Annotated in this window: 11 protein-coding genes and 1 pseudogene; 9 read left to right on the forward strand and 3 right to left on the reverse strand. The window is 69.2% G+C overall.

From position 1 onward, the window contains the following. The 4 genes and pseudogenes from K2Y03_RS11710 to K2Y03_RS11725 form a co-directional block, all read left to right on the forward strand. Positions 1-303, forward strand: a pseudogene (locus K2Y03_RS11710) (chemotaxis protein); the annotation flags it as partial. A gap of 202 nt (positions 304-505) precedes the next feature. Further along, positions 506-1210 carry an SDR family NAD(P)-dependent oxidoreductase gene (locus K2Y03_RS11715; RefSeq protein WP_294090869.1) on the forward strand — a complete coding sequence of 235 codons (705 nt, stop codon included), beginning with the start codon at positions 506-508 and terminating at the stop codon, positions 1208-1210. Then, a complete protein-coding gene (gene bla / locus K2Y03_RS11720; protein ID WP_294090870.1) occupies positions 1200-2081 on the forward strand; it encodes a subclass B3 metallo-beta-lactamase in 882 nt (293 codons plus the stop codon). The genes K2Y03_RS11715 and bla overlap by 11 nt, the downstream gene beginning before the upstream one ends. Further along, a complete protein-coding gene (locus K2Y03_RS11725; RefSeq protein ID WP_294090871.1) occupies positions 2078-3034 on the forward strand; it encodes a 50S ribosomal protein L11 methyltransferase in 957 nt (318 codons plus the stop codon). Before bla ends, K2Y03_RS11725 begins: the two co-directional genes overlap by 4 nt. 167 nt (positions 3035-3201) lie before the next feature. Here K2Y03_RS11725 and phhA read toward each other — a convergent pair whose 3' ends face one another. Together phhA and K2Y03_RS11735 are read right to left on the reverse strand one after the other, a co-directional pair. Beyond that, complete coding sequence (phhA, locus tag K2Y03_RS11730) at positions 3202-4104, reverse strand: phenylalanine 4-monooxygenase (RefSeq protein ID WP_294090872.1); 903 nt, start codon at positions 4102-4104, stop codon at positions 3202-3204. Positions 4105-4168: 64 nt separating this feature from the next. Next, a complete protein-coding gene (locus tag K2Y03_RS11735; RefSeq protein WP_294090881.1) occupies positions 4169-5173 on the reverse strand; it encodes a glycerophosphodiester phosphodiesterase in 1005 nt (334 codons plus the stop codon). Positions 5174-5314: 141 nt separating this feature from the next. Between K2Y03_RS11735 and K2Y03_RS11740 the strand changes: the two genes are divergently transcribed. The 5 genes from K2Y03_RS11740 to K2Y03_RS11760 are packed head-to-tail and all read left to right on the forward strand — an operon-like array spanning position 5315 to position 10488. Continuing rightward, a complete protein-coding gene (locus K2Y03_RS11740) occupies positions 5315-5818 on the forward strand; it encodes a 2Fe-2S iron-sulfur cluster-binding protein (protein ID WP_294090874.1) in 504 nt (167 codons plus the stop codon). Next, entirely contained in the window at positions 5815-6786 is a 972-nt protein-coding gene (locus K2Y03_RS11745) for a xanthine dehydrogenase family protein subunit M (protein ID WP_294090875.1), read from the forward strand. Before K2Y03_RS11740 ends, K2Y03_RS11745 begins: the two co-directional genes overlap by 4 nt. Position 6787: 1 nt before the next feature. Beyond that, a complete protein-coding gene (locus K2Y03_RS11750) occupies positions 6788-9001 on the forward strand; it encodes a xanthine dehydrogenase family protein molybdopterin-binding subunit (RefSeq protein ID WP_294090876.1) in 2214 nt (737 codons plus the stop codon). Positions 9002-9005: 4 nt separating this feature from the next. Beyond that, positions 9006-9923: an XdhC family protein gene (locus tag K2Y03_RS11755; protein ID WP_294090877.1), complete on the forward strand. Its 918-nt coding sequence runs from the start codon at positions 9006-9008 to the stop codon at positions 9921-9923. Further along, positions 9910-10488, forward strand: a complete 579-nt coding sequence (locus K2Y03_RS11760) for an NTP transferase domain-containing protein (protein ID WP_294090878.1) — start codon at positions 9910-9912, stop codon at positions 10486-10488. The genes K2Y03_RS11755 and K2Y03_RS11760 overlap by 14 nt, the downstream gene beginning before the upstream one ends. A 15-nt stretch (positions 10489-10503) precedes the next feature. Here K2Y03_RS11760 and K2Y03_RS11765 read toward each other — a convergent pair. Continuing rightward, positions 10504-12378 (reverse strand): YDG domain-containing protein (locus tag K2Y03_RS11765; RefSeq protein WP_294090879.1); only part of this gene is annotated, 1875 nt, incomplete at its 5' end.

A 12378-nucleotide genomic window follows, 5' to 3' on the forward strand; every position in this document is an offset into this window, starting at 1 on the left:
CGCTCGACCGTGGAAACCAACGCGTCGATCCGCGCGACCGTCGCCGAGGTGCAGCAATCGGCCGAAAAGATCCGCACCGCCATGGAAACCCAGGCGCAGACCGTGACCGCGATCACCGCCAGCGTCGACGAGACCGCGCTGGCCGCCGATTCGATGTCGCAGACGATCACCGCGATCCGCGAGGACACCGAAAATGTCGCGACCCAGATCGACCGCGTCGGCCACGGCTTCGACGCGTTCGACACGCGGCTGGCAACCCTGAAGTCCAGCGCCGACGAATTCATCTCCAAGGTCGCGGCGTAAGCTGATTTAGTCATGCGCTGATTGGCGCATGACCGGCACCGGCCCGCTCCCCCACCCGACCACCCACGAGTGTATCCTGATGGGTGGTCGGGTGGGGGAGCGGGCTGGAACCGCCAGATGACTGAGCGGGCCGGCACCGCCTGATCAAACCCACCCCACCCGCCGGTTGCGCGCCGGGCGCCACGCGCCTAGCACGGCGGGCATGATCCGCATCCTGTTGACCGGCGCCAGCCGTGGCATTGGCGCTGCCATCCGCACCGCGCTGGACCAGCCGGGCATTGCCCTTGCCGCGCAGGCGACGCGCGCCGCACCCGGCCTGATCGCCGCCGATTTCGCCGAGGCCGGTGCCCCCGCAGCGCTCTGGCAGGCAGCCCTCGCCGCGCTGGGCGATGTCGACGTGCTGATCAACAATGCCGGCGTGTTCGAGGCCAATCCGATCGACGCCGACGATGCCGACTGGGCCGCCGGCTGGGCACGCACGATGCACGTGAACCTGACCGCGTCGGCCGAACTGTGCCGCCACGCGGTGCGCCACTGGCGCGCGCAGGGGCGCGGCGGGCGGATCGTCAACATCGCCAGCCGGGCCGCCTATCGCGGCGATTCGCCCGACCATTGGCATTATGCCGCCTCCAAAGCCGGTATGGTGGCGATGACCAAGACGATTGCCCGCGGCTATGCGCGCGACGGCATCTATGCCTTTGCCATCTGCCCCGGCTTCACCATGACCGGGATGGCCGAGGATTATCTGGCCAGCCGCGGCGGCAACAAGCTGCTCGCCGACATTCCACTGGGCAAGGTGGCAGACCCGGCCGAAGTGGCGGTGATGGCCCGCTTCTGCGCGCTGGAGGCGCCGCCCTCGATGACCGGCGCCGTGCTCGACGTGAACGGCGCCAGCTATGTCCGCTAGCTGGCGGATCGGCGCCGCGCTCCTGCTGATCGGCGCGGCACCGGCCCCCAGGGCTGCCACTGCCGAGGCGCGGGCCTGGCTCGACGCGTGCAGGGGCAAGGACGGGTGGGGCGACCCCGCACCGCCGGTGCGGCTGTTCGGCAATGTTGCCTATGTCGGCAGCTGCGGCATCACCGCGCTGCTGATCACCGGGCCGAAGGGGCATGTGCTGATCGACGGCGCCACTGCCAACGCCGCGCCCGCAATTGCGCGCAACATCGAACGCCTGGGCTATCGCCTGCGCGACGTGCGGCTGATCCTGAACAGCCATGAGCATGTCGATCACGCCGGCGGCCTTGCCACGCTCCGGCGGCTGACTGGTGCGCGGGTCGCCGCGCGGGCCGAGGCCAGGGCCGCGCTGGAAAGCGGCAGACCCGATGCGGGCGATCCCCAGGCCGGCCTGTTGCCGCCCTTCGCCGGGGTGAGGGTTGACCGGCTGGTCCGCGATGGAGAGGTACTTCGGGTCGGCCCCGTCGTGCTGACCGCCCATGCGACGCCCGGCCATAGCCCGGGCAGCACCAGCTGGTCGTGGCGCAGCTGCGCCGGGGCGGATTGCCGCACCATCGTCTATGCCGACAGCCTGAGCGCGGTCTCCGCAGATGGCTATCGCTTCAGCGATCATCCCGCGCTCGTCGCCACCTTTCGCGCCACGATCGCCAGGGTGGCGGCGCTTCGCTGCGACATGCTGTTCACCCCGCACCCGGACGCGAGCGATCTTGCCGGGCGGCTGACCGGCGCGCAGCCGCTGGGCGCGCCTAGCGCCTGCCGCCGCTATGCCAACGCGGCGGCGGCAGGGCTGAACGCGCGACTGGCGAAGGAGACGGGCGGATGACCAGCTGGAAACTCACCCTGCCCTGCACCCGGGCAGAGGCCGAAGCGATCACCAGCGGCGCGGCCGATCCGGGGCTGGAGCCGCCGCCGGTGCTGATGGCGACCGAGGGCACGCCCGACGATCCGCTCGACTGGCGGCTCGACGCCTATTTCGAGGGCAAGCCGGCCGCCGCTGCGATTGCGGCGGTGCGCGCGCTGGTGCCGTCGGCCGCCGGGGTGAAGGCGCGGGCGGAAAAGCTGCCCGATGCCGACTGGGTGACGCTCAGCCAGGCCGGGCTGGAACCGGTGCGCGCCGGGCGCTTCTTCGTCCACACCAGCGCGCATGGCAATGCCGTGCCGCCGGGCGTGCGCGCCTTCCGGATCGAGGCGAGCCGCGCATTCGGCACCGGCCACCACGAAACCACCGCCGGCTGCCTGATGATGCTGGACGCGATCCGCCGGCGCGGCGGCCGGGTGCGCAATCTCATCGATCTGGGCACCGGCACCGGGCTGCTCGCCTTTGCCGCGATGCACCTGTGGCCGCGCGCACAGGCGACCGCGACCGATATCGACCCCGTCGCCATCGACATGAGCGCGGAAAATGCCGGCACCAACGCAGTGCCGCTGGGCCTGCGCGCGGGCGAGCTGGCGCTGGGCGTCGCCGATGGCGTGGCGAGCGCGCTGGTCCTTGCCCGCGCGCCCTATGATCTGGTGATCGCCAACATCCTGGCCGCGCCGCTGATCGACTTTGCGCCGAGCTTTGCGGCAATCGCGGCGCCGGGCGCGCAGATCGTGCTGGCCGGGCTGCTGACCAGCCAGGCCGACGCCGTCGCCGCCGCCTATCGCCGCCAGGGCTGCCGCGTGGCCGAACGGCTGGTGCTGGGCGACTGGACGATCCTGCGGCTCAGGAAACGGGCACGCGCGCGCGTGCGGGAGCTTCGCGTGACCGTGCCGGCCGGGGCGGAGCGGTGGTAGCGGTCCAAAGCCAGCCGCACACATAAGCCCCTCCCGCAAGCGGGAGGGGTTTGGGCTGGGCCTGTTCTTTGAAGCCGGGGTTGCCGCCCACCCCCGGCACCTCCCGCAGGCGGGAGGGGAGAATGGGGCTCAATCGCGGCTGCTATCAATTGTGCCGGGGTGCACTCTCACGCCAGCACCGCCACGCCACCCTTGCTCTTGGCATAATCCTGCGTACCCCGGGTAATCACCCGGTCGCCGTCGACGATCTCCGCAATCCGGATATCGTCCGCGCTGGCGATTTCGGCGTAGAGCGGGGCGAAGTCGGTTTCCACCGTCACGCGCAGCAATTCGTCGAAGCTGGGGATGACGAAGTAATTCTGCTGATAATCGTCGATGCGATATTCGGTGCGCATCACCCGCTTCAGGTCGAAGCCGATGCGATTGGGGCTGGGGTCGTCGAGCGAGAAGATGCTTTCGCCCTTCGACGAAACGATGCCCGCGCCATAGATGCGCAAGCCCCCCTCCTCCTCGACCAGGCCGAACTCGACCGTGTACCAGTAAAGCCGCGCGAGGTTCTTCAGATAGCGCGCACCGCCCAGCTGCAGCGCGCGCTGGCCGCCCCGGCCATAGGCGGCCAGATAATCGGCGAACACGGGGTCGGCGAGCAGCGGCACATGGCCGAACACGTCGTGAAAAACGTCCGGCTCCTGCAGATAGTCGAGCTGGTCGGCGCGGCGGATGAAATTGCCCGCCACGAAACGCCGGTTGGCGAGGTGATCGAAAAACACGTCATCGGGCACCAGGCCGGGCACCGCCACCACCTGCCACCCGGTGCGGCGCATCAGCCGCGCCGAAAGCTCCTCGAAATTGGGGATGCCGCCGTCGGACAGCTTGAGCAGGTCCAGCCCGTGCAGGAACGCGCGCGAGGCCCGGCCCGGCAGCAGCGCCGCCTGCCGCGCGAACAGCGTGTCCCACACGCCATGTTCCTCGGCGCTATACTGCTCCCAGCCCTGCGGGATCAGCCAGTCGGGGCCGGCGCCCTCGGGCGGTGCGCTCAGCACATGGGTTTCATAAGTGGCGGTGTTCATGGCGCCAATATAGCAAGTTAGCGCGCGATCACCAATCGCTGCGGATTGTCCCGCATCGGTAACTTTACCGCCGCGCGTTGCGGGTGGCGACGCCCAGCGCGGGAAAATCGGTGAAGAAGCCATCGACGCCCGCATCCAGATAGACGGTGATTTCCTCGGCCAGCCGGCCCCGGTCGGCGGGCGCGCGGCCGCGCTGGAAGATCGCGGGGAGGAAGGCGTTTTCGGCCCGGAACGTCCAGGGATGGACGCCGAGCCCGGCGCGGTGCGCCTCCGCCACCAGCGGCGAGACGGGGCCAGTGCCGCGCCAGATCATCGCCTTGTTGGGGCCGATGCCCCAGGCATAGCGGGCGACCGCGCGCAGGCCGGCGGGGGTGGCCATCTCCGCATAGCTCGCCACCGCCTGGTCGGCCGGGCCGCCGCTTGCATCCATCAGCTGGATGAGGCGCACCCCGGTCAGGCTTTTCAGCTTTTTGAGGTTGTTCACCTCGAACGACTGGATGAACACGGGCGCGGCCGCGCTGTCCCACCCGGCGGCCTTCAGCTCGGCGGCGAGCTTTTCCTCCATCGGCAGGCCGATCGAGGCGAAATAGCTGGGATGCTTGGTTTCGGGATAGATGCCGATGATCCGCCCGGTCTCCGCCGTGCGGCGCTTGGCGAGCGCGATGATCTCGGCGAGCGTGGGCACCTCGAACTGGCCGTCATAAGCGGCATTGCCGGGGCGCAGCTGGGGCAGCCGTTCGCGCGCGCGCAGGGTCTTCAGCTCGGCGAGCGTGAAATCCTCGGTAAACCAGCCGGTATGGCTTTCGCCGTCGATCACCTTCGTCACCTTGCGCGCGGCGAATTCGGGGTGGGCGGCAACGTCGGTGGTGCCGGTGATGTCATTCTCGTGCCGGGCGACGAACACGCCGTCCTTGGTCAGCACCAGATCGGGCTCGATGAAGTCGGCGCCCTGGCGGATCGCCAGATCATAGGCGGCCAGCGTATGTTCGGGCCGCTCGCCGCTGGCGCCGCGATGCGCGATGATGATCGGCGCGCGGGCCGGGGGATCGGTGGCCGGGGGTTGGCTCATCGCCCCGCTCTGCCCCAGCGCGGCCGCCGCCGCCAGTAGCCCGCCCAGGAAAATCCAACGCACGGCTTGCCCTCTCGATCGCCAGGCCCCAAATCTAGCGCCTCGCCGTTCGCGTGTCGCCATGTTCCTGGGGGTTACGCCATGCAATTCATCGTAAATGGTCAGGCCCATGTGGCCGATCCCGACATTCGCGCCTCGCTGCTCGATGTGCTGCGCGATCATCTGGGGCTGACCGGCACCAAGAAGGGCTGCGACCATGGCCAGTGCGGCGCGTGCACGGTGCTGGTGAACGGCCGGCGCATCAATGCCTGCCTGACGCTGGCGGTGATGCATCAGGACGACGAGATCACCACCATCGAGGGGCTGGCCGATGGCGACCGGCTGCACCCCATGCAGGCCGCCTTCATCAGGCATGACGGTTTCCAGTGCGGCTATTGCACGCCGGGGCAGATCATGTCGGCGGTCGGCATGCTGGCCGAAGTCGCCGCCGGCATGGCGAGCCATGCCAGCGACAATCTCGACTCGGTGACGCTGACCGAAGCGGAGATTTCGGAACGGATGAGCGGCAATCTGTGCCGCTGTTCGGCCTATCCCAACATCGTCGACGCGATTGCCGAGGTCGCGCAGCTTGGCCCGGCGGCATGAAGAGCTTCACCTATCACCGCCCCGCCACCCCGGCCGAGGCGGTTGCCGCCTTCACCCCCGGCGCGCGCTTCATTGCCGGCGGCACCAATCTGCTCGACCTGATGAAGCTGCAGATCGAAACGCCCGAGGCGCTCATTGACATCAGCCGGCTCGACCTGGCGGGGATCGAGGCGCGGGGTGGCGGGCTGGTGATCGGCGCGACCGCGACCAATGCCGATGTGGCCGCCCACCCGCTGGTGCGTGCGCATTATCCGCTGCTGGCGCGCGCGCTGCTGTCGGGCGCGTCGGCGCAGCTGCGCAACAAGGCGAGCATTGGCGGCAACCTGCTCCAGCGCACGCGCTGTTATTATTTCTATGATGGCGCTGCCCCCTGCAACAAGCGCGTGCCGGGTTCCGGCTGCAACGCGCAGGGCGGTTTCAACCGCATCCACGCCATCCTGGGCGCGAGTGACGACTGCATTGCCACCCACCCCAGCGACATGGCGGTGGCGCTGGCGGCGCTCGATGCCGAGCTGCACCTACTGGGGCCGGACGGGGAACGGCGGCTGCCGCTGGCGGCGCTCTATCGCCTGCCCGGCGACACGCCGCAGCACGAGCACAGCCTGTTGCCGGGCGAGCTGATCACCCATGTCGCGCTGCCCGCGCCGCCGCCGGGGCGCCAGCTTTATCGCAAGGTGCGCGACCGTGCCTCCTATGCCTTTGCGCTGGTGTCGGTCGGCGCTGTCGTGGCAGCGGAAGGCGGCACGATCACGGCGGCGCGGCTGGCCTTTGGCGGCCTGGCCCCGGTGCCGTGGCGATCCCCGGCGGTAGAGGCCGCGCTGATCGGCCAGCCCGCCACCCCGGCAAGCTTTGCCGCCGCCGCCGACGCGCTGCTGGCGGACGCGCGGCCGCAGGGCCATAATGACTTCAAGGTGCCGCTGGCGCGCCGCGTGCTGATCGCCGCGCTCACCCAGCTGACGGAGGGCTGATATGGTCGACTTCCGCATGGACCAGGATTTCGGGCCGTCGGCGCTCGACCGCGGCGTGCAGGGCGTGCTCGGCAAGCCCATCGACCGGATCGACGGCGTCGCCAAGGTCACTGGCGCCGCGCTCTATGCCGCCGAGCACAAGCCCGACGGCAAGATGGCCTATGGCTATGCCATCACCGCCACCATCGCCGCCGGCACCGTGCGCGCGATTGACACGAGCGCAGCGGCCGCGCTGCCCGGCGTGATCGCGATCATTACCGACGATCCCCGCCTGCCCAGCGAATCCCCCATCATCCGCCAGCCACGCATGCCGCGCGCCGACGGCACGCTGGAAAGCTATGGCCAGATACTGGGCGTGGCGGTGGCCGACAGCTTCGAGGCGGCACGCGCGGCGGCGCTGGCGGTGCGGGTGGACTATCTGCCGGTAAAAGGCCGCTATGACACGCGCGCCGGTGCCGCGACCGCGCAAGACCCGCCGGAGGGCGCGATGCTGCCCAATCTGGCCAAGGGCGATGTCGATGCGGCGATGGCGGCGGCGGAAGTCGCGATCGACCAGCATTATGCCACCCCCTATCAGGTGCATGCCGCGATGGAGCCGCACGCCGCCGTCGCCAGCTGGCATGGCGACGAGTTGACGCTTTATGGCGCGATCCAGATCATGCGCGCCTTCGTGCCGGTGCTTGCCGCCTCGCTGGAGATGCCGGCCGAGAAGATCCATGTCCTCTCCCCCTATATTGGCGGCGGCTTTGGCGGGAAGATCGGCGGCGCAGAAACCGTGCTGGCGGCGATTGCGGCACAGCATGTCGGCCGCCCGGTGAAGGTGCAGTTGACCCGGCAACAGCTGTTCCACAGCGTCTATGGCCGGTCGGACACGCACCAGCGGGTGCAGCTGGCCGCCACCCGCGACGGCGTGCTGACCGCCCTCGCGCAGGACAGTCTGGTCAGCCAGAAGACCGGCTATGGCTTTTTCGAGCCCGTCGCGCTGGGGGCGCTGTCGCTGTATGCCGCGCCCAATCGCCGCTTCACCACCCGCATTGCCAAGCTGAACGTGACGCCCGCCGGCGCGGTGCGCGCGCCGGGCGAGGCGGTGGGGATGATGGCGCTGGAAACCGCGCTCGATGAGCTGGCCGAGCGGCTGGGGATGGACCCGGTCGCGCTGCGCAAGGCGAACGAACCGGCGACCGACCCGATGACGGGAAAGCCCTTTTCCACCCGCCGCCTGATCGATTGTTATGACGAGGGTGCCCGCCGCTTCGGCTGGGAGCGCCGGGTGCCGACGCCGGGCACGGTGCGCGAGGGCGACTGGCTGATCGGCATGGGCATGGCAACGGCGGCGCGGGTGAATTTTCTGGCCGACAGCATGGCGCGGGTGCGGCTGACCCCGGCGGGGCTGGCCGAGATCGAAACCGACATGACCGATATCGGCACCGGCACCTATACCATATTGGCGCAGGTGGCGGCGGAGGCGCTGGGCCTGCCGGTGGAGCGGGTGCGGGTGCGGCTGGGCGATTCGCGCGATCCCGCCGGTGCCGGCTCGGGCGGGTCGTTCGGGGCGGCCTCCAGCGCGTCTTCGGTGATGCTGGCGTGCGAGGATCTGGTCGCCGAACTGGCCCGGCGGATGGGCGCGGCGCCGGCCGAAATGACGCTGAAGGACGGCCACGCCATTGCCGGTAACCGCCGCGTGCCGATTGGCGAGCTGGTCGGCGATGCGCCGGTGGAGGCGATGGGCGTACTGCGCCCCGGCAGCAATTCGCGCAGCTGGAGCCAGGGCACCTTTGGCGCGCAATTCGCCGAAGTGGCGGTGCATGCGGTGTCTGGCGAGGTGCGCGTGCGCCGGCTGCTGGGCGTGTTCGATTGCGGACGCGTGCTGAACGCCAAGACCGCGCGCAGCCAGGCGATTGGCGGCATGATCTGGGGGCTGGGCTATGCCCTCCACGAAGCCGCCATCCTCGACCCGCGCACCGGCGCCTATGTCAACCGCGACCTTGGCGAATATCACATCCCGGTGAACGCCGATGTGCCGCAGATCGAGGCCTATTTCATCGAGGAGATCGACCCCCATGCCAGCCCCGTGGGTGCCAAGGGGCTGGGGGAACTCGGCATTTCGGGCGTCGGCGCGGCGGTGACCAACGCCGTTTACAATGCGTGCGGCGCGCGGGCGCGCGAATGGCCGATGACGCTCGACCATATCCTGCCGCACCTGCCGGCGGTGTAGCGCGGTGGCCGATAATGACAGCGTGCTCGCCGCCGCGCGCCAGTGGAAGGGCGCCCGGCTGGCGCTCGCCACGGTGGTGTCCACCTGGGGCTCGGCCCCTCGCCCGCGCGGCAGCCATATGCTGGTGCATGAGGACGGCCGGTTCGAAGGATCGGTCTCCGGCGGTTGCGTCGAAAGCGACATTCTGGCCACCGCTGCGGCCGTTATTGCCGGCGAACCGGCGCAATTGAAGCGCTATGGCGTGGCCGATGCCGCAGCCTGGGAAGTGGGCCTGCCCTGTGGCGGCGAGATAGAGGTGCTGGTGCAGCCGGTCGCCGATTCAGGCTATCCATTTGAGATATTTGACTTAATCGAGGAAGCGAGACAGCAAGGCACGGTTTTTTCAGTATCCACGGAACTGTCTAGTTACCGCACCACCCCCGGCGTGATGGATGGCGCCTTCGTCAACCATTACCCCCCACCCCGCCGGCTGATCATCGTCGGCGCGGTGCAGATCGCCCAGGCGCTGGCCGGCCTCGCCCGCGAACTGGGGATCGCGGTGACGGTGATCGATCCGCGCGCCCGGTTCCTGACCGAGGAACGTTTTCCCGGCGTCGCGCTCGATGATCGCTGGCCCGATGACGCCATCACGGCGCTGCGCCCCGACCCGGCCAGCGCGGTCGTCACCCTGAGCCATGACATCAAGATCGACGATCCGGCGCTGATCGCCGCGCTTTCCTCCGGCGCCGGCTATGTCGGTGCGCTCGGCTCGCGCCGCAGCCATGCCGCACGGGTCGAGCGGCTGCAGGCGGCCGGCCTGGACGACGCGGCGATTGCCCGGATCGACGCGCCGGTCGGTCTCGATATCGGCGCGGTCGGCCCCGCCGAAATCGCGCTGTCGATCGCGGCGGCGATGGTGCAGGCCTTTCATGGTCGCGGCTAGCCGCACCCTGCTGGTGCTGCTGGCGGCGGGCCGCTCGACCCGCTTTGGCGATGCCGACAAGCTCGCCGCCATGCTGGCGGGCAAGCCGCTCGCCCGCCACGCCGTCGATGCGCTCGCGCCGATCGCGTTTCTCGGCCGGGTGGCGGTGGTCTCCGGCACCGCGATCGACTTTGCTGCCTGGGGTTATCGCCCGATCCTGAACCCCGCGCCGGAGGACGGACTGTCGGCCTCGGTACGGCTGGGCGCCGCCGCCGCGCGCGAGGCAGGGGCCGCCGCTGCGCTGATCGTGCTGGCCGACATGCCGCGTATTTCCGCCGGCCATGTCAGCCGGCTGCTCCAGGCCGCGCGAACCGCCGATGATGTCGTCGCCTCCGCCGATGGCGACCGCACCAGCCCGCCCGCGCTGTTCGCCGCCGGGCGCTTTGCCGATCTGATGGGGGTGAAGGGCGACGAAGGCGGCCGCGCGCTGATCCGCGGCGGTATCCGCGTGCCGGCGCCTGCCGATACGCTTGTCGATATCGACACGCCCGAGGATCTGGCGCGGCTCAGCACCCTGCCGGCGTGAGCCGCGCGCGCCTGCTTACCGTCCCGGTGCCGAGCAGCTCGACTGGCCGGCGCACAGACCAAGCGATGGCAGGACCACCGGCTGCACGATCTCAAGCGACGGCACCGTGATGCCATTCGGCGGCGTGATCCCCTGCAGCACCTGCACCTGCTGCTGCGGCGTGTCGCCCACCCGGTTGATGGTGAAGCTGCCCGGCACGAAGGTAAGCGTGTAATTCGGGCTCGCCGCCAGCGTGCCAATGGTAATGCCGTAAATCCCCGGCAGTTCGCCCGCTGCCCGCGTCAGCGCGCCGGTCAGGCTGTCGCCAGCAACCAGCATGCCGTTGGTCAGGCGGAAGGTCAGCACCGGATCGACCGTGCCCTGCGGCTTGCTGAGATCGTCGGCGGTCACCGTCAGCGCCCGGCGCAGGATCGTCCCGGTCGCCACGGTCGGCGCGGTCAGGACGTAATTGCCCGCATCCGCCCCGGTCAGCGTGGTGCCGGCTACCGCAACGTTGATCCCCGTGCCCGCATTGGCGCTGGCAAAGGTGAAGCTTGTGCCGCTGGTGCCGACCGTATCGCCTGCGACCACGCCGTTCAGCGTGACCGTGCCGGAGCCGGTGCGATTGCCGTCATAGGTCTTGGCGTTGACGGTCACATTGGCGGTCAGCACCGCACGGAGGATATCGCCGAGCGCCGTCGCCGGCACGGTCAACGTATAGTTGCCCGCATCGGCGCCGGTCAGTGTCGTGCCTGCGATGGTAACCGTCTTGCCGGTCCCGGCATTCTTGTCGGCGAAGGTGAAGGTCGTACCGGTAGTGCCGACCGTGTCGCCCGCGATCACGCCGTTCAGCGTCACGGTGCCAGTGCCCGTGCGATTGCCGTCATAAGTCTTCGCATTCACCCGCACATTGGCCGTGAGCGCCGCGCGCAAAATGTCCCCCAGCGCGGTTGCCGGCACAGTCAGCGTATAGTTGCGAGCATCCGCCCCGGTTAGGTTGGTCCCGGCAATCGTCACCGTCTTGCCTGTGCCAGCATTCTTGTCGGCAAAGGTGAAGGTGGTGCCGGTGGCGCCAACCGTATCGCCCGCCACAACACCATTCAGCGTCACGATGCCGGTGCCGGTCCGCGTGCCATCATAGATTTTGGTATCGACCCGTACACTGGCGGTTAGGACCGCACGCAGAATGTCACCCAGCGCGGTTGCAGGCACGGTTAGCGTATAGTTGCCCGCATCGGCGCCGGTCAGTGTCGTGCCGGCGATGGTGACGGTCTTGCCGGTGCCCGCATTCTTGTCGGCAAAGGTGAAGGTCGTGCCGCTGGTCCCGACCGTGTCGCCCGTCACGACGCCGTTCAGCGTCACACTGCCCGATCCGGTGCGGTTCCCGTCATAGGTCTTCGCGTTCACCCGCACATTGGCCGTGAGCGCTGCACGGAGGATATCGCCGAGCGCGGTTGCCGGCACGGTCAGCGCATAGTTGCCCGCATCGGCGCCGGTTAGCGTCGTGCCCGCAATCGTCACCGTCTTGCCGGTGCCGGCATTCTTGTCGGCGAAGGTGAAGGTCGTACCGGTGGTGCCGACCGTGTCGCCCGCGATCACGCCGTTCAGCGTCACTGTGCCAGTGCCCGTGCGATCGCCGTCATAGGTCTTGGCGTTGACTGCCACGTTCGCCGTCAAAGCCGCACGCAGAATGTCGGCGAGTGCGGTCCCCGGCACGGTAAGCGTATAGTTGCCCGCATCAGCGCCTGTCAGCGTGGTACCGGCGATCGTCACCGTCTTGCCATTGCCGGCGTTCTTGTCGGCAAAGGTGAAGGTGGTGCCCGCCGTGCCGACATCATCGCCCGCCACCACGCCGTTCAGCGTCACGTTACCAGAGCCAGTGCGGTTGCCGTCATAGGTCTTGTTGTTGGC

Source organism: Sphingomonas sp. (assembly GCF_019746015.1).
In the GTDB taxonomy this organism is placed as follows: Bacteria; Pseudomonadota; Alphaproteobacteria; order Sphingomonadales; family Sphingomonadaceae; genus Sphingomonas.